The 24,516-nt window shown below is 71.3% G+C and carries 19 protein-coding genes; 17 read left to right on the forward strand and 2 right to left on the reverse strand.

Annotation, left to right across the window (positions count from 1 at the left end):
* Positions 1-59 precede the first annotated feature (59 nt).
* The 11 genes from ACIBI9_RS03080 (at position 60) to ACIBI9_RS03130 (ending at position 13,689) form a co-directional block, all read left to right on the forward strand.
* Positions 60-1,850 carry an ABC transporter ATP-binding protein gene (locus ACIBI9_RS03080; RefSeq protein WP_397220825.1) on the forward strand — a complete coding sequence of 597 codons (1,791 nt, stop codon included), beginning with the start codon at positions 60-62 and terminating at the stop codon, positions 1,848-1,850.
* Positions 1,847-3,628: an ABC transporter ATP-binding protein gene (locus ACIBI9_RS03085; protein WP_397220245.1), complete on the forward strand. Its 1,782-nt coding sequence runs from the start codon at positions 1,847-1,849 to the stop codon at positions 3,626-3,628. Before ACIBI9_RS03080 ends, ACIBI9_RS03085 begins: the two co-directional genes overlap by 4 nt.
* A gap of 67 nt (positions 3,629-3,695) precedes the next feature.
* The gene (gene hisI, locus ACIBI9_RS03090; RefSeq protein ID WP_397220246.1) at positions 3,696-4,043 is read left to right on the forward strand and encodes a phosphoribosyl-AMP cyclohydrolase; all 348 of its coding nucleotides are present in this window, start codon (positions 3,696-3,698) and stop codon (positions 4,041-4,043) included.
* Between the two features lie 9 nt (positions 4,044-4,052).
* A complete protein-coding gene (locus ACIBI9_RS03095) occupies positions 4,053-4,631 on the forward strand; it encodes a Trp biosynthesis-associated membrane protein (protein WP_397220247.1) in 579 nt (192 codons plus the stop codon).
* A gap of 130 nt (positions 4,632-4,761) precedes the next feature.
* A complete protein-coding gene (locus ACIBI9_RS03100; RefSeq protein WP_397220248.1) occupies positions 4,762-5,418 on the forward strand; it encodes a DUF4190 domain-containing protein in 657 nt (218 codons plus the stop codon).
* A gap of 158 nt (positions 5,419-5,576) precedes the next feature.
* Entirely contained in the window at positions 5,577-6,137 is a 561-nt protein-coding gene (locus ACIBI9_RS03105; RefSeq protein WP_397220249.1) for a CD225/dispanin family protein, read from the forward strand.
* A gap of 23 nt (positions 6,138-6,160) precedes the next feature.
* Positions 6,161-6,592, forward strand: coding sequence for a DUF2752 domain-containing protein (locus ACIBI9_RS03110; protein WP_397220250.1), 432 nt, complete (start codon positions 6,161-6,163; stop codon positions 6,590-6,592).
* Positions 6,593-6,722: 130 nt separating this feature from the next.
* Entirely contained in the window at positions 6,723-7,562 is an 840-nt protein-coding gene (gene trpC / locus ACIBI9_RS03115) for an indole-3-glycerol phosphate synthase TrpC (RefSeq protein WP_192792295.1), read from the forward strand.
* A 23-nt stretch (positions 7,563-7,585) separates the two neighbouring features.
* Positions 7,586-8,806 carry a tryptophan synthase subunit beta gene (gene trpB / locus ACIBI9_RS03120; RefSeq protein WP_397220826.1) on the forward strand — a complete coding sequence of 407 codons (1,221 nt, stop codon included), beginning with the start codon at positions 7,586-7,588 and terminating at the stop codon, positions 8,804-8,806.
* A gap of 73 nt (positions 8,807-8,879) precedes the next feature.
* Positions 8,880-9,674: a tryptophan synthase subunit alpha gene (gene trpA, locus ACIBI9_RS03125; RefSeq protein ID WP_397220251.1), complete on the forward strand. Its 795-nt coding sequence runs from the start codon at positions 8,880-8,882 to the stop codon at positions 9,672-9,674.
* A 136-nt stretch (positions 9,675-9,810) separates the two neighbouring features.
* Positions 9,811-13,689 carry an endo-alpha-N-acetylgalactosaminidase family protein gene (locus ACIBI9_RS03130; protein WP_397220252.1) on the forward strand — a complete coding sequence of 1,293 codons (3,879 nt, stop codon included), beginning with the start codon at positions 9,811-9,813 and terminating at the stop codon, positions 13,687-13,689.
* Positions 13,690-13,698: 9 nt separating this feature from the next.
* Here ACIBI9_RS03130 and ACIBI9_RS03135 read toward each other — a convergent pair whose 3' ends face one another.
* On the reverse strand, positions 13,699-14,268 hold the full coding sequence (locus ACIBI9_RS03135; RefSeq protein WP_397220253.1) for a TetR/AcrR family transcriptional regulator: 570 nt from the start codon (positions 14,266-14,268) through the stop codon (positions 13,699-13,701).
* Between the two features lie 175 nt (positions 14,269-14,443).
* Here ACIBI9_RS03135 and ACIBI9_RS03140 point away from each other — a divergent pair, with 175 nt between their 5' ends.
* From ACIBI9_RS03140 to ACIBI9_RS03165, 6 genes are all read left to right on the forward strand, one after another.
* Positions 14,444-14,929 carry a MauE/DoxX family redox-associated membrane protein gene (locus ACIBI9_RS03140; RefSeq protein WP_397220254.1) on the forward strand — a complete coding sequence of 162 codons (486 nt, stop codon included), beginning with the start codon at positions 14,444-14,446 and terminating at the stop codon, positions 14,927-14,929.
* On the forward strand, positions 14,916-15,674 hold the full coding sequence (locus ACIBI9_RS03145; RefSeq protein ID WP_397220255.1) for a DsbA family protein: 759 nt from the start codon (positions 14,916-14,918) through the stop codon (positions 15,672-15,674). Before ACIBI9_RS03140 ends, ACIBI9_RS03145 begins: the two co-directional genes overlap by 14 nt.
* 110 nt (positions 15,675-15,784) lie before the next feature.
* Positions 15,785-16,870, forward strand: a complete 1,086-nt coding sequence (lgt, locus tag ACIBI9_RS03150; RefSeq protein WP_397220256.1) for a prolipoprotein diacylglyceryl transferase — start codon at positions 15,785-15,787, stop codon at positions 16,868-16,870.
* A complete protein-coding gene (locus tag ACIBI9_RS03155) occupies positions 16,867-17,571 on the forward strand; it encodes a VIT1/CCC1 transporter family protein (RefSeq protein ID WP_397220257.1) in 705 nt (234 codons plus the stop codon). Before lgt ends, ACIBI9_RS03155 begins: the two co-directional genes overlap by 4 nt.
* Before the next feature lie 1,931 nt (positions 17,572-19,502).
* A complete protein-coding gene (locus tag ACIBI9_RS03160) occupies positions 19,503-20,243 on the forward strand; it encodes a hypothetical protein (protein ID WP_397220258.1) in 741 nt (246 codons plus the stop codon).
* 166 nt (positions 20,244-20,409) lie between these two features.
* Positions 20,410-20,997, forward strand: a complete 588-nt coding sequence (locus tag ACIBI9_RS03165; protein ID WP_397220259.1) for a hypothetical protein — start codon at positions 20,410-20,412, stop codon at positions 20,995-20,997.
* Positions 20,998-21,918: 921 nt separating this feature from the next.
* Here the strand turns inward: ACIBI9_RS03165 and ACIBI9_RS03170 are convergent.
* Positions 21,919-23,463, reverse strand: coding sequence for a bis-aminopropyl spermidine synthase family protein (locus ACIBI9_RS03170; RefSeq protein WP_397220260.1), 1,545 nt, complete (start codon positions 23,461-23,463; stop codon positions 21,919-21,921).
* Positions 23,464-24,516 lie beyond the last annotated feature (1,053 nt).

A 24,516-nucleotide genomic window follows, 5' to 3' on the forward strand; every position in this document is an offset into this window, starting at 1 on the left:
AGATATGCCGGATTGAAGGGGGAACGTGCCGCGTGGCGACCAAGGTCACCTCGGCCGTGATGCGTCAAGGGCTGCGTGTCCTTGGGGTGGCCATTCGCACGGAGAAGGCGGTGTTCGCGCTGGCGGTGCTGGCCAGCGCGGTCTACGGCGGCATGACCGTCGCGTCCGCATGGGCGCTGGGCTGGGCGACACAGAACGTGGTGCTGCCGGCCTTCGGGTCGGGCCGCATCGCTTCGGGGGCGCTCTGGACGGGAGTGCTCCTCATCGTCGGGACGGCGTTGCTCAAGGCGGTCGGCGTGGCCGGGCGCCGCATCCTGGCGGGGGTCATGCAGTACCGCATGCAGGCCAGGTCACGCAGGGACGTGACCAAGCAGTACCTGAGGCTGCCGCTGTCCTGGCACCACCAGCACCCGACCGGGCAGCTCCTGTCGAACGCCAGCGCCGACGCCGAGGCCGCCTGGGCGCCGCTCGCGCCGCTGCCGATGGCCGTGGGCGTGATCGTCATGCTGTTCACCGCGGCGATCGCGATGCTGTTCACGGATCTCGTGCTCGCGCTGGTTGGTTTCTTGATTTTTCCGGCTATCGCCGTACTTAACCTGATTTATCAGCGCAAGCTCAGCCCGCTGGCCACCCGCGCGCAGCAACTGCGCGCCGAGGTCAGCGAGATCGCGCACGAGAGCTTCGACGGCGCCCTCGTCGTCAAGACGCTCGGCCGGGAGGAGCTGGAGACCGACCGGTTCCGGCGGCGCGCCCACGAGCTGCGCGACGCCAACATCGCGGTCGGGCGCGTGCGCGGGCTGTTCGACCCGCTGCTGGAGGCGCTGCCCACGATCGGCGTGCTCGCGGTGCTCGCCGTCGGCGCGGCGCGGCTGTCCTCCGGTTCGATCGACTCCGGCGACCTGGTGCAGGTGGCGTACCTGTTCACGTTGCTGTCCTTCCCGATCAGGGCGCTCGGCTGGGTGCTGGCCGAGCTGCCGCGCAGCGTCGTCGGCTGGCAGCGGGTGCAGGCCGTGCTGGACGCCACCGGTTCCATGGAGTACGGCGGCGTGGACGCCACCACCTCCTCCACTCCTGCCGCGCTGGAGGTCTCCGGCGTCTCCTACGCCTACGGCGAGGCCGAGGTGCTCCACGACGTCACCTTCGACGTGCCCGCCGGCCGTACCGTCGCCCTGGTCGGGCCCACCGGATCGGGCAAGTCCACGCTCGCGCAGCTGCTCGTCCGGCTCGTGGACCCCGGCACGGGACAGGTGCTGCTCGACGGCGTGGACCTGCGCGAGCTGGCCTACGGCGGCATCGCCGAGTCGGTGGCGCTGGTGCCGCAGCAGACGTTCCTGTTCGACGACAGCGTGCGCGGCAACATCGCGCTCGGGCTGGAGGCCGGCGACGAGGACGTGTGGGCCGCCCTGCGGCTGGCCCAGGCCGACGGGTTCGTGGCCAGGCTCGCCGACGGGCTCGACACGCGGATCGGCGAGCGCGGCGCGACGCTGTCCGGCGGCCAGCGCCAGCGTCTCGCGCTGGCCCGCGCGGTCGTGCGCCGGCCCCGCCTGCTCATCCTCGACGACGCCACCTCCAGCGTGGACCCGCAGGTCGAGGCCAAGATCCTGTTCGGGCTGCGGGACGCGGCCGAGGCCTCGACCGTCGTGGTCGTCGCCTACCGGATGGCCACGATCGCCCTGGCCGACGAGGTGGTCTTCCTCGACCACGGCCGGGTCGTGGACCGGGGCACGCACGAGGAGCTGCTGGAGCGCTGCGAGGGTTACCGCAACCTGGTGACCGCCTACGAGCGCGAGGAAGCCGAGCGCGCCGCCATCGACCTGCAGGCCGAAGAGGAAGAAGGGGTCAGCGCATGACGGCGCAGAGCATCCAGGCGAATTCCGAGCGTTCCGCGCTGGCCACGATCCGGCAGGGCCTTTCGTTCACGCCCGAGTTCCGCAAGGGGCTGGCGGGCACGCTGGCGCTGGCCGTCATCGCGACCATCGGCAAGATCATCGTGCCGATCGCGGTCCAGCAGACGATCGACACGGGGCTCAAGGGCGGCTCGCCGGACCTTCCGTACATCACCAAGGCTGTTCTCATATGCGCGGCCGCGGTGCTGCTCACGGCCCTCGCCGCGTACGTCATGAACGTCCGCCTCTACAAGGCCACCGAGTCGTCCCTGGCGACCCTGCGCGTGCGCGGCTTCCGCCACGTGCACGACCTGTCGGTGCTCACCCAGAACACCGAGCGGCGCGGCTCCCTGGTCTCGCGCGTCACCAACGACATCGACCAGATCAGCGCGTTCATGCAGTGGGGCGGGCTGATGATCATCGTGGCGTTCGGGCAGCTGTTCGTGGCGACCGTGCTCATGTTCGTCTACTCCTGGCAGCTCACCCTGCTCGTCTGGGCGTGCTTCATTCCGCTGATGGTCGCGCTGCCGCGCTTCCAGCGGCTGCTGTCGCGGGCGTACACCATCGTGCGCGAGCGCACCGGCGACATGCTGGCGGCGGTCAGCGAGTCCGTCGTCGGGGCCACCGTCATCAGGGCGTACGCCTCCGAGCGCCGCACCGCCGAGCGCATCGACACGGCCGTGAACGCCAACCGGCGCGCCCAGGTCAGGGCGCAGACCATCGTCGGCTTCGTCTTCCCCCTGACCGAGATCGTGGCCGCCGTCGCCATCGGCGCGATCGTGCTGCTCGGCGTGCGGCTCGGCCTGTCGGGCGACATCACGCAGGGGCAGCTGGTGGCGTTCCTGTTCCTGGTGACCCTGTTCGTCTCGCCGCTGCAGACGGCCACCGAGGTGCTGAACGAGGCCCAGAACGCCATCGCCGGCTGGCGCCGCATCCTGGGCGTGCTCGACACGCCGCCCGACGTGGCCGACCCCGGCGACAAGGGCGTGGCCCTGCCCCGCGGCCCCATCTCGGTCGCCTTCGAGAACGTGCACTTCTCCTATCCCGGCGGCGCGCTCGTGCTGCGCGAGGTCACGGTGGACATCCCGCCGCGCTCGCGGGTCGCGGTGGTGGGGGAGACGGGGTCGGGCAAGACCACGTTCGCCAAGCTCCTGACCCGCCTCATGGACCCGGCCGCGGGCCGCGTCACGGTGGACGGCCACGACCTGCGTGACATCCGCTTCTCCTCGCTGCGCGAACGGATCGTCATGGTGCCGCAGGACGGCTTCCTGTTCGACGGGACACTGGAGGAGAACATCCGCTACGGCAAGCCGTCGGCCACCGTCGAGGAGATCCGGCTCGCGATGACCGAGCTGGGCCTGGCCGACTGGCTGGAGGGCCTGCCCGCCGGGCTGGACACCCCCGTGGGCCAGCGTGGCGAGTCCCTGTCGGCGGGCGAGCGGCAGCTCGTCGCGCTGGCCCGGGCGTACCTGGCCGACCCCGACCTGCTCCTGCTGGACGAGGCCACCTCGGCGGTGGACCCGGCCACGGAGGTACGGCTGGCGCGGGCGCTGGAGGGCGTGACGCGGGGCCGTACCGCCGTCTCGATCGCGCACCGCCTGTCGACGGCGGAGAACGCCGACGAGGTCCTGGTCTTCGACGCGGGCCTCCTGGTGCAGCGCGGCCCGCACGCCGAGCTGGTGGGGGAGCCGGGCGTCTACGCCGACCTGCACGCGTCGTGGGTGTCGGCGGCCCGCTCCTGATCGGACGTGACAGCCGGCCCGCATGCCCGGTAAACCGGGCACGCGGGCCGGCTGGTTGAATGGACGCATGTCCCTTGACCCCAAGATCGCCGCGCGGTTGAAGCGCGACTCCGACGGCCTCGTCGCCGCCATCGCCCAGCAGTACGACACCGGCGAGGTGCTCATGCTGGCCTGGATGAACGACGAGGCGCTGCATCGGACGCTCACCACCGGCCGGGCCACCTACTGGTCCCGCAGCCGCGCCGAGCTCTGGGTGAAGGGCGACACCTCCGGCCACGTCCAGCACGTCAAGTCGGTGGCGCTCGACTGCGACGGCGACGCCCTCCTCGTCAAGGTCGACCAGGTCGACGGCGCGTGCCACACCGGAGACCGCACGTGCTTCGACGCCGACCAGCTCGAGATCGCGCTCGGATAGCAGGTCGCCATGGGGCACAGAGAGCTGTGGGGCTGGCTGGGGGCGACCGTCCTCGGATGCGTGCTCGTGCTGTTCGGCGCGAGCCGGGCCTGGGTGCGGATCCTGGAGGCGGGCTTTGCCGCGCCCACCGGAGGCGAGCTCAGCCCCGTGCTGACCCCCGTCGCGCTGGCCGCGCTGGCCGGGGTGGTGGCCGTGCTGGCCACCAAGGGCGTGGGGCGCCGCGTCGTCGGGGCGCTGGTCGCCCTGTGCGGGGCGGGCGCGGCGGCCGGGACGTGGGCGGCGCTCGGCGGCTACACCGTCACCGGCTGGCTGCGCGAGCAGAACGTCCTGCGCGGCACCGCCGACCTCCCCTGGGAGGTCGCCCCGCTCTGGCCGACGGTCACGGCCGCCGGGGCGGTCCTGGTGATCGCCGGCGGGATCGTGACGATCGTGCGCGGCGGCAGGTGGGCGGGCATGTCGGCGCGCTACGACAGGGCCGCCGACGGCGGCGCCGGCAAGGGTGCGGACAAGGCCCGCGCCGAGGTCAAGGACGACAGGGCGCTGTGGGACGCGCTCGACCGCGGCGACGACCCCACCGACTCCCGCTGACCCCCGCCGCGGCCCCCTGACGGGCCTGCGCTATGACGATTTCTTTACTGTTCTGAACCTCTGTCTGCTTGGCAAACATTTCCTCAATAAGCTGCCGTTGCAACGCCACGAGGACTTAGGAGCCAAGCGCATGAGCTACGGGGATCAGGGCAACGGCGGCGGCTACGGCGCGCAGCAGCCCGGCGGTGGATACGGCCAGCAGCCCGGCAGCGGGGGCGGGGGCGGGTACGGCCAGCAGCCCGGCAGCGGGGGCGGCGGGTACGGTCAGCAGCCACCCAGCTACGGGGGCGGTTACGGTCAGCAGCCCCCGACCGGGGGCGGCGGTTACGGCCAGCAGCCCGGCAGCGGCGGCGGGTACGGCCAGGGCGGCTATGGCGAGCAGCCGCCGAGCTATCCGCAGGAGCCGCTCGGCTACGGCCAGCAGCCCCCGAGCGTCGGCGGCTACGGCCAGCAGCCCCCCAGCTACGGCCAGCCGGCCTACGGCTACGGCATGCCGCCCCAGCAGCCCCGCTCGACCAACGGCATGGCGGTGGCCTCGCTCGTCCTGGGCATCATCGGCCTGATCTTCTGCGGCCTGACCAGCATCCCGGGTGTGATCCTCGGCCACATCGCCCTCAACCGGATCAAGAAGACCGGCGAGGAGGGCTCGGGCATGGCCGTCGGCGGCCTGGTCACGTCCTACATCACCGTCGTGATCTGGGTGCTGTGCTGGCTCATCTTCGGCGGATTCATCCTGTCGATGATCGGGCTCAGCGCCGCCGCCACGTCGTCCTCGTACGACTACTGAACCGGTCGGTAACCCTCCGCGAGCGTGGCCGGACCGTGACGGGCCGCTTGCGGTCCGATTACAAATTGTCCGCAAAATGGACGTTCTTCCACGTAGGGGACTTATCCTCGCTAGGCTGCCGCGCGCAACGCCACAGATGACGACATGAGAGGTCCTTCATGAGTTACGGCAATCAGGGCGACGGCGGCTACGGCTCGCAGCCGCCCGGCGGCGGTTATGGCCAGCAGCCTCCCAGCAGCGGCGGCTACGGTCAGCAGCCTCCGAGCGGTGGTGGCTATGGCCAGCAGCCTCCGAGCGGTGGCGGCTACGGTCAGCAGCCCCCCAGTGGTGGTGGCTATGGCCAGCAGCCCCCGAGCGGTGGCGGCTACGGCGGCGGTTACGGCCAGCAGCCCCCGAGTGGCGGTGGCTACGGCGGCGGCTACGGCCAGCAGCCCCCGGCCGGTGGTAACCCGCCGGACAACCACCTGGTCGCGGCCATTCTGACCACCCTGTTCTGCTGCCTTCCCCTGGGCATCGTGTCGATCGTCAAGTCTTCGCAGGTCAACTCGAAGTGGCAGATCGGCGACTTCCAGGGCGCCGCGCTGGCGAGCGAGGAGGCCAAGACCTGGTGGAAGCGGTCCTTGATCGCGGGCATCATCTGGTGGGTGCTGGTCATCCTCTTCTACGTCGTGGTGTTCGTCCTCCTGGCCGCCAGCGTCCCGAGCACGTCGAGTTACTGAGCCGGAAGGCGGATACTGGGAGCATGAGCATCGCAACAACCGAGCGGCGCGGCACGGCACGCCTCAAGGGCCTGCTCGCGCCGCTCGGTGTTGCGGGCGCGACGGCCGCCGTGTTCGCGTTCGTCGGGCTGGTGGACCCCAACCAGCCGGGTCACTACCCGACCTGCCCGTTCCTGTACATCACCCACCTCTACTGCCCGGGCTGCGGCACGCTGCGCACCATCCACGCGCTCGCCCACCTCGACCCGGCCACCGCGCTCGGGATGAACCCTCTCGCCGTGGCCATGATGCCGTTCCTGCTGTTCTGGTGGGGGAGATGGGTCGTACGCGCCTGGCAGGGCAGGCCGAGACGCACCACGCTGGCCCATCCGGCGTGGCTGTGGGCCTTCATCGCCCTCATCATGGTCTACTGGGTTGTCCGTAACCTGCCGTTCGGGGCGTTCCTCGCTCCGTAGGGCCTCCCACTTGGGGGGCCTGTGGTGAGGTGACCCCGTGCGGGCCGATACCATCGCAGGACAAGGCAGAGAGCGGACGCGACGCGAACTCTCCGCCGCCCCCACAGTCGACCGGAGGGACCTCAAGCGCGTGAGTGAGCGGACGGAAGGGCCGAGTGTCCTCGACGACATCCTCGACGGGGTGCGCGCCGACCTCGCCGCACGTCAGCAGGCCGTGTCCATTGACGAGCTCAAGCGGCGGGCCGAGCGCGCCCACGCCCCCAGAGACGCCATGGCCGCGCTCGGGGGCGACAGGATCTCGGTGATCGCCGAGGTCAAGCGGTCCAGCCCGTCCAAGGGCGCGCTGGCCGCCATCGCCGACCCGGCCGCGCTGGCGGCCGACTACGAAGAGGGCGGCGCCCACGTCATCAGCGTGCTGACCGAGCGACGCAAGTTCGGCGGCAGCCTCGAGGACCTGGCGGCGGTGCGCGCCCGGGTCGACATCCCGATCCTGCGCAAAGACTTCATCCTGACCTCCTACCAGCTCTGGGAGGCCCGGGCCCACGGCGCCGACCTGGCGCTGCTGATGGTCGTCTGCCTGGAGCAGGAGGCGCTGGTGTCGCTGATCGAGCGGGCCGAGTCGATCGGGCTCACCCCGCTGGTCGAGGTGCACACCGAGGAGGAGCTCGAGCGGGCGGTCGCCGCCGGCGCCCGGGTCATCGGGATCAACGCGCGCAACCTCAAGACACTCGAAGTCGACCGCGAGGTCTTCACGAAGCTGGCGCCCAAGATCCCCGATAATGTGATCAAGATTGCCGAGTCGGGCGTGCGCGGCCCGCACGACCTGCTCGCCTATGCCAGGGCCGGCGCCGACGCCGTCCTGGTCGGGGAGAGCCTGGTCACCGGCAAGGACCCGCGCAAGGCTGTGGAGGCCCTGGTGACCGCCGGAGCCCATCCCGCGACGCGCCCCGACCACTCAGCAGAGGGATAGCAGTGGCACACGAAGGCTCCATCCTGACCGCCGCCGACCTGACGGGCAACGGCCCGCTCGGCGACGACCCCGACGTGCACGGCAAGTTCGGCATCTTCGGCGGCCGGTTCGTCCCCGAGGCGCTCATCCCGGCGCTCGACGAGGTGGCCGCGGTCTACGAGAAGGCCAAGAACGACCCGGAGTTCCTGCGGGAGTTCGACCATCTGCTGCGCACGTACGCGGGCCGGCCGACCACGTTGACCGATGTGCCGCGCTTCAGCGAGCACGCGGGCGGCGCCAGGATCGTGCTCAAGCGTGAGGACCTCACCCACACCGGTGCTCACAAGATCAACAACGTGCTCGGCCAGGCCCTGCTGACCAAGCGGCTGGGCAAGAAGCGCGTGATCGCCGAGACCGGCGCGGGCCAGCACGGCGTGGCCACCGCCACCGCGGCCGCCCTGCTCGGCCTGGAGTGCGTGATCTACATGGGCGCGGTCGACTGCGAGCGCCAGGCGCTCAACGTCGCCAGGATGAAGCTGCTCGGCGCCACCGTGGTGCCGGTGACCAACGGCTCCCAGACGCTGAAGGACGCCATCAACGAGGCGTTCCGCGACTGGGTGACCAACGTCGACACCACCCACTACCTGTTCGGCACGATCGCGGGGCCGCACCCGTTCCCCGAGATCGTCCGTGACTTCGCGCGCATCATCGGCGTCGAGGCCCGCCGCCAGATCCAGGAGCTGACCGGCGGCCTGCCCGACGCGGTGTGCGCGGCGGTCGGCGGCGGCAGCAACGCGATCGGCATCTTCCACGCGTTCCTCGGCGACGAGGGCGTCCAGCTGCACGGCTACGAGGCCGCCGGGCGCGGTCTGGAGTCCGGCGAGCACGCGCTGACGCTCACCGCCGGCTCGATCGGCGTGCTGCACGGCTCGCGCACCTACGTGCTGCAGGACGACGAGGGCCAGACCATCGAGTCCCACTCGATCTCGGCCGGGCTCGACTACCCGGGCGTCGGCCCCGAGCACGCCTGGCTGAAGGATTCGGGCCGCGCCACCTACCACGGTGTCACCGACGACGCGGCGATGGCCGCGTTCTCGCTGCTGGCCAGGACCGAGGGCATCATCCCGGCCATCGAGTCCTCCCACGCCCTGGCGGGCGCGCTGGAGCTGGGCCGCGAGCTCGGCCCCGAGGCGACCATCCTGGTCAACCTCTCCGGACGCGGCGACAAAGACATGGGCACGGCGATGAAATACTTCAACCTCTGACGAGCCGCCACCCCGGCGCGGGGCCCTGCGCCGGGGCATAAATGGTGGGACTCGACCTTCGAAACGGACAGACATGACGACTCTTCAGACGGTTTTCGCCAAGGCGAAGGCGGACAACCGGGCCGCGCTCGTCGGCTACCTGCCCGCGGGCTTCCCCTCCAAGGGCGGCGACGTCGCCGCGGCAGCGGCCCTGGTCGAGGCCGGCTGCGACGTCATCGAGATCGGCCTGCCCTACTCCGACCCGCTCATGGACGGGCCGACGATCCAGGACGCGGTGCACCGCTCGCTGGTCAACGGCACGCGCATCGCCGACGTGCTGCGCACGGTCGAGGGCGTCGCGGCCACCGGCGCCGCCACGCTCGTCATGACGTACTGGAACCCCATCGACAAGTACGGCGCCGAGCGGTTCGCCCGCGACCTCGCCGACGCGGGCGGCGTGGGCACGATCACGCCCGACCTGACGCCCGAGGAGTCGGAGCCGTGGCGGGCGGCGTCGGCGTCCGCGGGCATCGACACGGTGTTCCTGGTGGCGCCCAGCTCGACCGAGCAGCGCATCAAGGCCGTCGTCGACTGCTGCACGGGCTTCGTGTACGCGGCCTCGCTGATGGGCGTCACCGGCGCCAGGGAGAGCGTCAACGTCGCCGCCGAGGGCCTCGTCGAGCGGACCCGGGCGCACACGGACCTGCCGGTGTGCGTGGGTCTCGGCGTGGGCACGGGCGCGCAGGCGGCCGAGGTGGCGGCCTACGCCGACGGCGTGATCGTGGGGTCGGCGTTCATCCGCCGCATCCTCGACGCGTCCGACGAGGCCGAGGGCCGGGCCTCCATCGGAGCCCTGGCCAGGGACATGGCCCAGGGGGTCCGCCGGTAAGGGTGTTTTACCGCCTATGTGACGAAATTTCGGGACTGGTGCAAGGATCTGGCGCGTAGGTCCTTGGCGTGCGGGCCGGGGCGGGTGATGATCGGGGCCCCGAAGCGGTGTGACGCACGACCCCGAAAGGACACCGATGCGTCCCAGTCCCGTCACCTTCGCAGCGGCCCTCGCACTCGCGGTCACGGCCATGACCGCACCGGCGTCCGCCGGTTCCGAGCCCGTACCGTCATCCACCCCGTCGGCCACCCCGTCGCCCGCACCGACGTACGAGTTACCGTCCCCGGAGGCGCCGCGGACCGGTGCGCCCCCGCCCAGCCCCACCGCGCAGAACGAGCCGCCCAGGCCGGCGCGGGTGGCCCGGCCGATCGCGATCTCGTCCCCGGCGCTGCGCGTGGAGCTCGATCCGGAATTCCCGCGCGTCCTGGGCTACACCGACCGGGCGAGCGGCGCCACGCTCGGCGGCAGCGCGGGCGTGCCCGCCGTCGTCCTCAACGGCCAGGCGCGGGCCGCCACCGTGGTGCTGACCGGGAACGACGGCGCGACCGCCCGCTACCGGCTGACCTTCCCCGATCTCGACGGCGTCACGCTCGGGGCGAGCATCGGGGTCAAGGGCCGGGTGACGACGTTCCGGATCGACTCGGTGGCCGACACCGAGGCGTTCCGCGTCAACACCATCGACCTGCCCGGCCACGACCTGGTGTCGGTGTCGAGCGCGCAGCCGGGCGCGGCGACCGCGTTCACCCGGCTGGACCCGAACTCCACCCGCACCGCCGACGTCTTCGCCCAGGTCACCCCGGGCACCGCGCCCGACGACAATCCGGTCGGGGCCACGTACGGGATCGTGAACACCGACCGGCTGGCCGCGGCGATCGAGACGAACTCCACCTACGACCGCCCCTCGGGCGTCACCGACCGCGACGCCGCCAGGCTCTGGCACCAGGCCAGGAAGGACGCCGGCGGCACGGTCACCGTGGGCGTGTGGAGCGGCCAGTGGACGCACCGCGCGACCGGCTCGCCGTTCACCGAGGAGCCGCCCTGGGCCAAGGTCGTGATCACGCCCGACACCAACGGCGACGGGGCGCTCGACTGGCAGGACGGCGCGGTGGCGTTCAGGGCCGTCGCCGTCAAGGCGCCCGGCGCCGAGCGGACCAGGGACCGGGTGGTGACGCACATCCCGTTCAACTTCTCCAGCCAGGCCACGCACCCGTTCCTGCGCACCCTGGACGACGTCAAGCGCATCTCGCTGGCCACCGACGGCCTCGGGCAGCTCGCGCTGCTCAAGGGCTACCAGTCGGAGGGCCACGACGCGGCGCACCCCGACTACGGCGGCAACTACAACCGGCGCGCGGGCGGGCTGAAGGACCTGAACACGCTGCTCAAGGCCGGCAAGGGCTGGAACGCCACGTTCGGCGTGCACGTCAACGCCACCGAGTCCTACCCCGAGGCCAAAAGCTTCAGCGAGCAGCTCGTCGGCAAGGCCGCCAAGGGCTGGAACTGGCTCGACCAGGCGTACCTGATCGACCAGCGCGGCGACCTCACCAGAGGCAGCCTGGCCGGGCGCTTCGCACAGCTGCGCGGCGAGACCGACCGCAACCTCGCGGTGCTGTACGTGGACGTGTTCAGGCCGTTCGGCTGGGTCGCCGACCGCACCCTTGCCGAGCTGCGCGAGCAGGGCTGGCAGGTGACCACGGAGTGGTCGGACAAGCTGGAACGCTCGTCCCTGTGGTCCCACTGGGCCAACGACCTCAACTACGGCGGGGTCACCAACAAGGGGCTGAACTCCCAGATCATCCGGTTCATCCGCAACGACGAGAAGGACGTCTGGAACGCCCATCCGATCCTCGGCAACGCCCGGATCGTCGAGTTCGAGGGCTGGCAGGCGAAGAACGACTTCACCGCGTTCTACCGCAACATCTGGGAGCACAACCTGCCGGTCAAGTTCCTGCAGCACTACAAGATCATGGATTGGAACGCCGACGAGATCGTCTTCACCGGCGGCGTGCGCGGCACGTACCGGGACGGGAGGCGCGAGCTGTTCGCCGGCGGGCACAAGGTGCTCGACGGGGGCGCCTACCTGCTGCCGTGGCAGGGCAAGTACTACCACTACAACCCCGCGGGAGGGGACACGACCTGGGACGCCGACCGGCCGATGACCGTGTACCGGCTCACCGACCAGGGGCGGGTGCCGGCCGGTACGGTCACCCCGGACCACGGGAAGATCACGTTACGGGCGGAGGCGGGCGTGCCGTACGTGCTCTACCCCGGCAAGGCGCCCCGGCAGCCGGACCCGGGCTGGGGGCAGGGCGGCGGCGTGCGCGACCCCGGTTTCAACGGCGACCGGCTCGCCGGATGGACCGTCACGGGCCCCGTGAGCGTCCGCAAGAACGACCTGGGCCAGCGGGTGGCGCTGCTCGGCGGCGGCGCGCAGGCGCGGCTTGAGCAGCGGCTGACGGGTCTGCGGCCCGGCCGCACCTACACCGCCTCCGCGTTCGTCGAGGTCGAGCCGGGCAGGACCCGCGAGACCACCCTGGAGATCGCCGGGCAGGCGGTGACGGTCCGCAGGTCCACGGCCAGGAACTACATCGCCTCCGACGAGAAGCACGACACCTTCTTCCAGCGGGCCAAGGTGACCTTCACCGCGCCCGGCACGTCGGCCACGCTGCGGATCACGGCCGCCGCCGCGGACGGGGGCGTGCGGGTAGATGACGTGCGGCTGTTCGAGCGGGAGCCGGCCGGTGACGTGGAGACGTTCGAGTCGGCCGAGCCCGGCTGGGGGCCGTTCGTGAAGGGGGACGCGGGCGGGTCGTTCGACGCGCGCACGCACCTGTCCGAGCGGCACGAGCCGTACACGCAGGCCGGGTGGAACGGCAAGACGATCGACGACGTGCTGAGCGGCGACTGGTCGCTGAAGGCGCACGAGGAGCGCCAGGGGCTCATCTACCGCACGCTGCCGTGGACCGCCCGGTTCGAGCCGGGGCACGCGTACGAGGTGTCCTTCGCCTACCAGAGCGCGCAGGCGGACACCTACCAGTGGGTGACCGGCTACGACAAGAGCGGCGCCACCGTCGAGACGCGGCGCACGCCCATCCCCGAGCGGCGGACCACGGCCACGTTCAGGGAACGGGTGGTCGCGGGATGCGGGGACGTGTGGGTCGGGCTGCGCTCGCTCAAGGCCGAGCAGGCCGGGGCCGACTTCGTCCTCGACGACTTCTCCGTGACCGACCTCGGCGCGGCGCCGGACGCGCAGGCGTGCGGGTCGCTGGAGGTCGCGCCCGCCGCCGTCCTCGAGCAAGGGAGGGCCAACGAGGTCGTCACCACGTTCACGAACCTCGAGGACGCGCCGGCGCAGGACGTGCGGGTGACGCTGGACGTCCCGGACGGGTGGACGGTCACCGGCGACGGTACCGGCACCGTCGATCCCGGTGGGAAGCTGACCACGACCTGGCAGGTCACCCCGCCCGCGGACGCCTCCGGGAGCTACGAGCTCGGGGCCACCGCCGGCTACACCGTGGGCGGCGTGGCGAAGCGGCTCACCGCTTCCGCGACCGTGCGCACGCTGCCCCGGCCGCCCGCGGGGGACGCCTACGCGAGCGACCTGGAGTGGATCACCGCGGACAACGGCTGGGGGCCGGTGGAGCGTGACCGGTCCAACGGCGACACCGGCGAGGCCGACGGCGGGCCGATCGTCGTCGGCGGGCGGACGTTCGCCAAGGGGCTCGGCACACATGCGCCGGCCAAAGTCCGTTTCTACCTGGGCGGCGCGTGTAGGGGGTTCACGGCGTTCGTCGGGGTCGACGACGTGCAGGCCACGCGGGGATCCGTGCAGTTCGCCGTGGTGGCGGACGGGGCGTCGGTGGCCCGTAGCCCGGTCCTGCGGGCCGCCGACCCGGCGTACGAGCTGAGCGCCGACCTGACCGGAGCCCGTTACGTGGACCTGGTGGCCGGGGACGGCGGCGACGGGAACGGCAACGACCATGCCGACTGGGGCCAGGCCAGGTTCACGTGCGGCTGAGCGGGCCGCTCATGCCCGGACCGCCCTGGCGAACAGCGCGGCCAGCTCGTCGGCGTACTCGGCCGGGTCCGCCTCGGGGTCGGCCTCGAGCAGGAACGGCAGCCCGTCCAGCGCGCGCTGGACCGCCATCGCCGTCACCCGCACGTTGAACGTCCCGAACTCGCCGCTCTCCTGCCCCCAGACCAGTAACCGCTCGATCTGGGACAGCGCCGACAGGCCGGTGGCCTCGGTGCGGTGGTTGAGGAGGATCTGGGTGGCCGCGCGCATCTCGGCGCGGTGCTCGCCGGCGTACTCCGCCAGGGAGCGGATGTACGTCTCCAGCGCCGCGCCGGCCGTGCGGGGGGCGCTCACCCGCTCGGTCATGTACGCCGAGAGCCGCCCCTGGAGGGTCTCGATCACCTGGCCGATCAGCTCGTCCTTGCCCTCGAAGTGGTACGAGATCAGGCGTGTGCTGCTGAGACCGGCAGAGCGGGCGATCCGGGCGAACGACGCCTGGTGGTAGCCGAGCTCGGCGATCGTCGCGATGGTCGCCGTCACGATCTGCGCCCGTCTGGCAGAGCCCGTGACCGTTACCTGCATGAGTAAATTTTTACTTGACTGCGTAATTCCCGCAAGAAACACGGCTTAGCCGGTGCTTATCCGCCGCGTGGTCATATGGATTCCCGGTACTGTGCCCATCCCGGTGCAGAGAAAGAGGAGATGGCGTGTGGACGCGTCACTATCGTCACGCGGTGAGTTCTCAGCGATACCCTGGGTGACGACCGTCGCCCGGCTCGTCCTGGGCGGGGTGCTGATCGCGGCGGGTGGGCTCAAGATCGGCAACCCGGCCGATTCGGTCGTGGCGGTCAAGGCTTACCAGTTGCTGCCCGAGCCGATCGCCGTCACGGTGGGCTACACCCTGCCGATCCTGGAGATCGTCGTCGGCCTGCTGCTGGTCGTCGGTCTGCTGACCAGGGTGGCCGCGGTGATCGCCGGGCTGCTCATGTTCGCCTTCGTGTTCGGCATCGCCTGGGCGTGGGCGCACGGCCTGCGGATCGACTGCGGCTGCTTCGGTGGCGGCGGCCAGCTGGGGGTAGGGGAGGAGCCGACGTACTTGCTCGACATCCTGCGCGACTTCGGGCTCGTGCTGCTCGGCGCCTGGGCGGTGCGTTTCCCGCCGGGCCGTTTCGCGCTCGACGGCGCCCTCGGACTGGGGGGCGACAATCGTAATGAAGGGGATGACGACGATGAGCAAGGCTGAGCGCACCAAGACGAAGACGGCGCGCGAGAAGATCAGGGAACAGCAGGCCGAGGCACGGCTGCGTGACAGGCGCAGGCGCATCGCCACGTACGTGACCGCCGGGGCGGTCGCGGTGGCCGCCGTCGGGCTCGGCTGGTGGTACGCGGCCAGCACCTCGCAGTCGGAGAAGGCCGGCGGGGCGCTCGCGGCGGTCACGGTGCAGCCCGACGGTTCGGTCGTGATGGCCAACGAGGGCGTCACCGCGCCCGTGGTGGACATCTACGAGGACTTCCAGTGTCCCGCCTGCAAGGAGCTCGAGCGGGTCAGCAGCCAGACCTTCAAGAACCTCGCCGCCGAGGGCAAGGCCAAGGTCGTCTACCACCCGATCACGATCTTCTCCCAGGAGCCGACCAAGTCCAACTCCGTACGCGCGGGCAGCGCCGCCCGGTGTGTCGCCGACGGCAAGCAGTGGATCGCCTTCCACGACCTGCTCTACCAGAACCAGCCGTCCGAGACCGAGGCCGGCTTCACGGTCGACCAGCTGAAGAACTGGGGCAAGCAGGCCGGGGTGACCGCGCCCGACTTCGACCAGTGCGTCACCACGCAGAAGCACGCCGACGCGCAGCTCGCGTACAGCAAGAAGGTCATCGACGCGCAGAAGATCGACCATACGCCGACGGTGAAACTGAACGGCAAGGAAATCGACAATCCCGTACTCTTCAGCCCGCAAGATCTTCGCGAAGCGATTACGAAGGCGGCCAAGTAGTCTCACTTCCGCTACCCTCACCTGACATGCCCCTTGCCTCGATTCCCAGCCCTTCCCAGGGGGTCTGGTATCTCGGAATCATCCCGATCCGGGCTTATGCGCTATGCATCGTGCTCGGCGTCATCGTCGCCGTCTGGCTGAGCGAGCGGCGCTGGCAGGCCCGCGGTGGCCAGAAGGGGACGATCGTCGACATCGCGGTCCCCGCGGTCATCTTCGGCCTGATCGGCGGCCGCCTCTACCACGTCATCACCGACTGGCAGACCTACTTCGGCAGCCGCGCGATCAAGGAGCCCATCAAGGCGCTCTACATCTGGGAGGGCGGCCTCGGCATCTGGGGCGCGATCTCACTCGGCGCGCTCGGCGTCTGGTTCGCCGTACGCAAACGCGGCATCTCCATGAGCGCCGTCGCCGACACGGTCGCGCCCGGCATCGCCTTCGCCCAGGCCATCGGCCGCTGGGGCAACTGGTTCAACCAGGAGCTCTACGGCTCGCCGACCACGCTGCCGTGGGGCCTGGAGATCGACGGCGACCACGGGGGCGAGCCGGGGGTGCTCTACCACCCGACCTTCCTGTACGAGTCGCTGTGGGACGTGGCGCTCGGCTTCGTGCTCATCTTCGTGGGCCGGCGCCTCGCCCTGCACCACGGGCGGCTGTTCGCCCTCTACGTCGCCGGCTATACGCTGGGCCGCTTCTGGATCGAGGGGCTGCGCATCGACCCGGTCGGCGGCGTGGACCACGCGGTGACGTTCCTCGGGCTGCGGATCAACCAGTGGACGTCGATCGTGCTGTTCGTGGCGGCGCTGGCGTACTTCTGGCTGGCCAGGAACCGGGACAGCGTGGAGATCGTGGCCCCGGCCGACCCGGCCCACCCCGCCGACCAGGCGGACGCCGACTCCGAGGACACGCAGGAGAAGGCGGCGGAGGAGTCCACCTCGACCGACGACGGTGAGGACACCCCAAGCTCTCCACCAACGGCCGAGTCGTCCAAGGCCCCTGAAGCCGCGGACGACCCGACTTCGGCGGCCGGGTCGTCCAAGGACGCCGAAGCCGCGGACGACGGGGCACCGGCGGCCGAGAAGACCACGGACGCCGAAGTCACGGACGCCCCGGCGCCGTCGGCGGATGATGTGACCCCCGCCGACGGGGTAGACGCATCTGACGCCGAAGTCGTGACGAAGGAGAAGAACTCGCGATGAGCGGTCGCGCGGAGATCCACCACCAGCATCGTGACGTCACCGGAGGCTGGTTGCGGCCCTCGGTGTTCGGCGCGATGGACGGCCTGGTGTCGAACTTCGCGCTCATCGCAGGTGTCGCGGGCGGCACGACCAACACCAAGGTCATCGCCCTCGGAGGCGTCGCCGGGCTCGCCGCCGGCGCCCTGTCCATGGCGGGCGGTGAGTACGTCTCGGTCGCCAGCCAGCGCGAGCTGGCTCAGGCCGAGATCGCCGTCGAACGGCGCGAGCTCGCCCGCCACCCTGACGACGAGGAGGCGGAGCTGGCACAGACGTTCGTCGACAAGGGCGTGGAGCCCGGCCTGGCCACCGAGGTGTCCAGGCAGATCTCCCGCAACCCGGACCGCGCGCTGGAGGTCCACGCCCAGAACGAACTGGGCGTCGTCCCAGGCGACCTGCCCTCACCGGCGCTGGCCGCGGTGTCGTCGTTCCTGTCGTTCAGCGTGGGGGCGGTGCTGCCCCTGCTGCCGTACCTGTTCGGCGCCAGGGACCTGGTGCTGTCGGCCGCGGTGTCCTGCGTGGCCCTGTTCGTGGCGGGCGCGCTGGTCTCGGCGGTGACGGCGCGCAGCTGGTGGTACTCAGGATTGCGCCAGCTCATGGTGGGCGCGATCGCCGCGGCGGTCACGTTCGGCCTCGGCAACCTGATCGGGGCGGCGGGCCTGTGATGGCCCGCAGGAGAGCCGGTTCGGGCGGTCACGGCAGATCCTCCTCCGGCCAGGACGGCACGGGCCGCACTCGCGGCAGCCGCTCGGCCGGCAGAGCCCAGGACAACCCCACCACCCCCGCCCCCGGCCAGCCGACCCCAGACCCGGACGCCGCCGGCCAGGGTAGCGGTAGTTGGCCCGCGCGGGAGGCTCATGACGCAGGCGGTAGTTGGCCTGCCCGCGATGTCCAGGACGCGGGTGGTAGTTGGCCTGCTCGGGACATGCGTGACGCTGGCGGTAGTTGGCCGGCCCGTGACGTCCAGGACGCTGGCGGTAGTTGGCCTGCCCGGGATATCCAGGACGCGGGTGGCAGCTGGCCGGCCCGGGATGTGCAGGATGCCAGCGGTGCTGGTGGTCGCCGGGCCTCAGGCGCCGAGGGCGCTGGCCGGGCTGGCGGTAGTTGGCCTGCGCGGGAGGTTCAAGACGCGGGCGGCAGTTGGCCTGCGCGGGATATGCGGGACGCTGGCGGTGCTGGCGGTGCTGGCGGTGCTGGTGGTCGCCGGGCCTCAGGCGCCGAGGGCGCTGGCCGGGCGGGTGGTAGTTGGCCGGCTCGGGATGTGCAGGGCGCGGGTGGTAGCTGGCCTGCGCGGGATGTGCAGGACGCGGGCGGCAGCTGGCCCGCGCGGAATGTGCAGGACGCCGGTGGTACTTGGCCGGCTCGGGATGTGCAGGGCGCGGGTGGTAGCTGGCCTGCGCGGGATGTCCAGGACACGGGTGGCAGCTGGCCCGCGCGGAATGTGCAGGACGCCGGTGGCAGTTGGCCGGCCCGGGATGTGCAGGACGCCGGTGGGAGTTGGCCGGCTCGAGAGGCGCAGGACACAGGCGGTCCTGGCGGTCGCCGGGCGTCAGGCTCGGGTGACGCCGACCGTACTGGCGGCGGCTGGCCCGCGTCGGAGGGACGAGGCAGCCGTCGTGCCGGTGGTCGCCGGTCGGCGGGCGCGGCCGACGACGGGCGGGCCGGTCGCGGTCGGCCGTCCGTAGGCCCGGATGGCGGCGGCCACGCAGTTGGCGGCTGGCCGGCGGCAGGCGCGGACGGTGGCTGGCAGTCGAGCGGCGATGCACAGCCGACGGCCGGTGGAGGTGGCCGGCACTCCGGCGACGGGGGTAGGCATGGTGCCGGTGCCGGTGCCGGTGCCGGTGCTGGAGCCGGAGCCGGAGCCGGAGCCTCTCACGGGGCTGGAGCCAGTGGCGGGGCCGCAGTGGGCGGTGACTGGTCTGCGGCAGGCCAGGGCTACGATGGTCGGCTGTTGGCCGAGGCGACTGGTGGCGGGCGGTTGCCGTCCGGTAGCAGCACTGAAAGGCGTTCGGGGCGCAGGCGGGCGAAGGCGAGCCATAGCGCGGACGACCAGTCCGCGAGTGACGCCGACCGTGGAAACTGGGCGGCCGACGGCGAGGAGTCCGCGGCCGATGCGGTCGGTGGTGACTGGGCGGTCAGCGGTATGCGGTCCGTCACCGACGGGACCAGATCCCGCCGATCCGGCGGTCGACGTTCGGCATCCGAGACCGATGGAGGCCGTTCGGCATCCGGAGGCCGCGGTCGCCGTGCGGCAGGCGGGACCAAAGGCGGCCGTTCGGCGGCTGAGGCCGACGGCAGTCGCTCGGCGGCTGAGGCCGACGGCAGTCGCTCGGCGGCTGAGGCCGACGGCAGTCGCTCGGTGGCTGGAGCCGATGGCGGCCGGTTGGTGGCTGGGGCCGATGGCGGTTGGTCAGTGGTCGGGGCCGAGGATGATCGGCTGGGCGACGATGGCGGATGGGACTTCGGGGCCGACGATGGAGCTTCGGCTTCTCAGGCTCGCGAGGGGAAGGCCGATGATGGCGGGCGGCCGGGAAAGTTCTCACGTACGCGACGGCGTACCCAGCCTTCTGACTGGCAGCTCCCGCTGCTCACCGACATGGGGCTGCGTCCCAAGCAGCAGCGGCTGATCGTCATCATCGCCACGATCGTCGCCGTGCTGGCCGGTGGGGCGGGGCTGGTGGCCGCCATCAACTCCATCGGCGGCTACTCCCCGCAGCAGCAGGCCAGCGCCTCCGTGATCGCGCCGGACACGGCGCTCCCGCACGTCTTCAGGGGGTGGGGCTCGCCCAAGCTGTTCGACCCCGTCACGGACAGGGCCAAGGACCAGCGGGCATTGACCGAGAAGGAAGTGTTCGGCCAGAGCGAATTCGCCGTGTCCAAGAAGCTCAAGCTCAAGCTGGTCGCGAAGAAACTCGACACCGACTGCTCGGCGGCGCTGTGGGGTCCGAACCTCCTCCAACTGGTGTCGGACGCCGAATGCACCCAAGTCGCCCGCGGCCTCTACGCGAGCTCCGACGGCCGGTACATCGGCCAGTACACGCTACTCAACCTCAAGGACGGTAAGTCGGCAGCCGATCTGGTGGAGTCGTTGAAGACGCTTTACCGGGGCGGCTGGACGCGTCCCCTGGAGTCCCCCAAGGCCGCCTTCCCCGCGGGCGGCTACTCGGAGGCGGGCGGCTACGCCCTCGGCCACTACGTCGGCCTGGTGTGGCTGGGGAAGACCGACGGCGCGGATCCCGGCCCCAAGGACGACTTCGTCTCACTCACTCTGGCGCTGCGCGGTGCGGAGAAGGCCGTCTACCGCCGCGTCGTCACGATCACAGGACCGTCCTCCTGATGCCGAACCACCCGCCCTCGAACAACACCCGCCCCTGGCACCGCTCCCGTGACGTCGTCACGATCATCGAGGGCGGTCGCCTGAGGTCCGGGGGAGTTGTCGCGATCGTGGAGGACAGCCGCCCAGGGTCTCGGGATGTCGTCGCGATTGCGGAGGTGGCCTGCTGATGCCGCGCCGTGTTCTCATCCCCTTGGGGATCGCCCTCGTGGCGGTCGTCGCGGTGGCCGGTTGGACGTGGCTGCGGCGCGAGGATCCCAGGCCCGCCAGCTTCCACGCCGAGCCCACCTCCGCCTTCTACTCCGCCATCGACAGCCGCCAGAACGACGCCGCGCCTCTCACCCTGAACGAGGTCTTCACCCCGGCCACCCAGACCCTGGGCGTCATGCGTCTGGACGCCACGCAGCAGTTCAGCGACTGTGACGAGGTTCTCTGGGGGGTCTCGGCCACGGGTTGCACGCAGGCGCTCCAGGCCACGTACAAGGGGGGTGCGGTGGCGGGTCAGTTCGTCATCTTCAACCTGAGCGACGGGCGGGCGGCTGATGCGCTGGTGTCGGCGCTGGGCAAGGACGGGTTCGTACGGCAGGACGCCGTGTTCGAGCCGACCGGCAGCCGGGCCCAGGCACGGGCGATGGGCCACTACGTGACCGTGAGCTGGGCCGGAGGATCGGCGCCCGCCCAGGACCTGGTTGCCGCCCTCGTGGCGCTGGACGGCTTGGGGCGCGTGGTCCAGGGCCGCATCGTCGCCGCAACCTGACCCAACCGCCACCCACCCGACCCCCGCTGGCGACCACGACTGTAACGGACATTCGAGACATCGCGGTTGCGCGACGGCGCCCCCCGACCGCGACGGCGCCCCCCGACCGCGACGGCGCCCCCGCCCGCGACGGCGCCCCCCGACCGCGACGGCGCCCCCCGACCGCGACGGTGCCCCGCGACCGCAACAGCGCCCCACGACCGCGACGGTGCCCCGCGACCGCGACGGTGCCCCACGACCGCGACGGTGCCCGCGACCGTGCCCCGTTACGGTGCTCCGGGACGACGCCCCGAGACGGTGCCCCGTTACGGAGCCCCGAGACGGTGCCCCGTTACGGCGCCCCGGGACGGTGCCCCGGGACGGAGACTGAGATGATGACCGGACCCCGCGACCGCGGCGGCCATCGCCACGATGACCGGGACCCGCGACCGCGACGATGATCGGGACGGCGACTGCGACCCGTGACTGTGACGGTGACCCCCACGGTGCCCGGGACGGTGACCGCGCCCCGTGATGGTGAGCGGGATGGTGACCGAGATTCGCGGCGGTGAACCGGGAGGGTGACCGCGCCCGGCGACGGTGGCCGGGCCCGCGGCCGGTTGCTGCGATCGGGACGGCGACTGCGACCCGCGCCCCGCGACGGCGACCCAAACTCGCGGCGGTCAACCGGGAAGGTAGCCGAGCCCGAGCCCGAGCCCGTGTCCGCGGCGGTGAGGGCGAACTGCGACATCGACCCGCTGCTGGTCGACACGCCCCGACATCGATAGGCCCGCGCCTCGATAGGCCCGCGCCTCGACACGCCCGCGCCTCGATAGGGCTGGCCTCGATAGGCCCCGGCTCGACTGGACTCGGTTGTGACGCACCGGTCTGGCTTTGGCCGTGGTCGGATGCCCCGGGCCCTTCGGTGGAGGTTGGGGTGGGTCAGGTGGTTGTGGTCAGGGCGGAGATGGTTGTGGTGACTGCTTCGGGGAGGGTGGAGAGGCGGTGGAGGGGGGCGTCCAGGGGGGTCAGGCCTTCCGACCAGGGGGCGGCTTCGGCGATGAGGGTGCGGGCCTCGTTCTTGGTCAGGGTCGAGCCTTGGGTGCGGGCCACCGCGATGAGGGCCTCGCGCCATGTGTTGGCCAGCTTGGCGTGCCCGTTGTCCAGGATCCTGCGCAGCACCGAGGCCGCGTCGCCGGGCGGTTGTGGCAGGCGTACGGCGTCCAGGATGTCGCCGCCGGCGCTCAGTTTGTAGACCGTGGACAGTACGTCAGGCAGTGGCGGGAGGTCGGAGCCCACGACGCGTACGTGGGAGGCGCGGGTCGCCAGGAGGATGCGGGGGAGGGCGGCCTCCAGGCCCGGGGGCAGGGCCACGGCCACGCGGTCCAGGGTGGCGGCGTACGGCTTGGCGAGCCAGGTCGAGAGCCGTACCCGGGGCTCGGTGAGGTCCTTGGGCCATTCGCCCACCAGCAGGTCGGGGTTGAAGCCCTGGATGGCCTCCTGCGGGGCTGAGAGGGCGTTATGGGCGCTTTCGACCGATTGTGGGCCTTGAGTGTAGATGGTGGTGGTTTGGCGGCTCAGGCGGGACGTCACGGCCGGGCGCGTCTTGGTGGTGGGTCGGAGGATGTACATGTCGGCGGCCGAGCCGATGGCTTCTGCCCCGAAATATCGGTTGAAGTCTGGATAGATGGCTTCGTAGGCGAGGTTGAGGTCCGCCAAGGCCTGCTGGACCTTGAAGGCCAGCATCGGGGTACGTTCGCTGGCGCCGTACGCGAGCAAAATGCGGCCGTTGTCGGTCAGAGCCTCGGCGGCGCGTGCCACGAACAGGCCCGTGCCCTCCGGCGTGTACGGCGGGTCGGTGAGCGCGAGGTCGTGATCACGGGCGGACGCGGGCAGGCCGAGGCGCAGATCGGCCCAGCGGGTGCGGACGCCCAGGTGCTGGGCGTCGATGTACGCCAGGATGCGCTCGTCGATGTCGACCACCGTGACGTCGGTCTCCGGATGGATCAGTTTGACGGCCAGCGAGGTCAGGTCGTGGTCGCCCACGCACAACAGGCGTGTGCCGGGGAGCCAGAAGCGGGCGCCCAGCAGCAGCGCCCGCCGCAGGATCGTCTCGGGGGTGGCCGAGACGTGGTCGAGCACGTGACGGGCGCGCGGGGCCCGGGCCACGAGGTCCTTGAGGCGGGTGAGCTCGGAGGCGTAGTGGGGGAGCAGGTGGGCCACCGGATCCTCCGGCGGCGGGGCCAGTGCGAGGAGGTCCTGGTAGTCGTTGGTGTGGGTCAGCGGGATCCGGAACGCGTCGCCCTTCCGCTCCATGGGGAGTTCGCGCAGGAGGGTCTCGACGGTACGCCTGGACGTGGCGGTCTCCCTGACCAGATCGGCCAGCGTCCACCACTGGGCGTCGCACAGGAGGGTCAGGGCGTGCCGCAACCGCCTGCTGTCCGCCCCCGCCTCCGCGAGCAGGCGCTCCACCCCGTCACGCTCCATCAGATCCGCGCGGAGGCGACCGCCTGCCTCAGCCGGCGAAGGAATCCGCGCTCCCTCCCTCCAGATTTTGTCGGCGCATGCCGATAGCGTGGCGATCTCGTTACTGAGGGTGGGAGGTGGTGGTGCATGGATCGTCCGCGTTTCTGCTGCGCCCCACCAGCGAGCAGGTGTACGGCATGATCGATCGGCTCGGGTGTGACCTCGTCGGCGCGTCTGGATCGAGTGGGTCGATCCTGGGCGCGGGTCGGGCGGTGTTCCTGGTGGTGCTCGTGCGCAGGGCCGCCGTGTGCTCTCGTCGCAGGTACCGTGCGCATGCCGATGTCGGCGCGTCGATCAACCTTCGCGACGCTGCGCGGGCGGCTTGGCGAGAAGCCGCTCCCTTCGAGGAGCGGAGGAGTCACGAGGGCAACCCTATCGAGGTGCGAGGGTGGACAGCCCTGGGTGGGCGGGCACGTGCGGCGGTGCTCGCCTGGCCACGACCGGCCACGCGGTCGTGCGGGGCGGCCTCCCCGCCCTTTCGTGGTCATGGCGCTCCCAGGTGACTCGGGTGTGAGGGAGGCCATCGCGGCGTCGGCGGGGGTTGCAACAAGTGATGGCAGGGAAAGCGGGCGACCCTGGGTGGGTGATCGGCGGAGCAGGGGTGAACGGTGACGGCGAGCGTGGTGGATGGGTGGGGAAGTCCAGTCGGATCGCGGGGATGAGGTGGTGCGGTGATCGGCGGAGCAGGGGGTGAACGGTGACGGCGAGCGTGGTGGTGCGTGGGAAGTCCAGCGGGGCCGCAGGGTGAGGTGGTGCGGCGATCGTGGGGGCGGGGTGAATCGTGAGGGCGAGCGTGGTGTGGGTGGGAAGTTCGGCGCAATCAGGGGTGAAGCAGGTGAGGCGCTGAGATGGTCCTGGTGGCGCGGGAGTGAGCTGTGAGGGCAAGCGCGGTGGCGGGGAGTCCGGCGGGCCGTCGGTGGGCGCGCGGGGGTGAGGCCGTGCGGCGATCGTGGTCGCGGGGAGTCCGGCGGGCCGTCGGTGGCGGCGCGGAGGTGAGGCCGAGCGGCGATCGTG

It is taken from the genome of Nonomuraea sp. NPDC050451 (genome assembly GCF_044458585.1).